This window comes from Campylobacter troglodytis (assembly GCF_006864425.1).
Lineage (GTDB): Bacteria > Campylobacterota > Campylobacteria > Campylobacterales > Campylobacteraceae > Campylobacter_D > Campylobacter_D troglodytis.
Genome location: NZ_QHLI01000239.1, coordinates 1 through 520 on the forward strand (window position 1 = coordinate 1; position 520 = coordinate 520).

Sequence of the window (520 nt, forward strand, 5' to 3'; positions counted from 1 at the left end):
CGTCTTTGAGGCTGTGGGTGCTTATGAGGTTAAAAAAATCGATGAAAAAGAGCTAAACGACATAGAGTGCAAAGCCTGTCCGGGAGGGGGCTCTTGCTCGGGGCTTTTTACTGCAAACTCTATGAATTCACTTTGCGAGGCACTTGGCATTGCTCTAAGTGGCAACGGCACGGTGCTAGCTCAAAGTAAGGAACGCGAAGAGCTTTTAAGAAAGGCAGCAAAACGCATTTGCGAGATAGCCCTAAATGAAAAGGATAGGGAAAAATTTGTCATTAAAAAGATTATAAATTCACACTCAATACGCAATGCTATGGTGCTTGATATGGCTATGGGGGGTAGTTCAAATACCATCTTGCATATGCTTGCCATTTCAAGAGAGGCACAAAGCCCGCTTGAAATAGGGGATTTAAACGACATAAGCCGCAAAATCGCCCACATAGCAAAGGTAGCACCGAGTTTGCCTGAGGTAGCTATGGAGGATGTGGGAAATGCTGGGGGCATAAATGCTATGCTTAAAGAA

General features: G+C 44.6%; 1 protein-coding gene. It reads left to right on the top strand.

Annotated features, from left to right (window positions below):
• A partial coding sequence (locus DMC01_RS12770) for a dihydroxy-acid dehydratase domain-containing protein (protein WP_185908988.1) occupies positions 1-520 on the top strand: 520 nt, incomplete at both ends.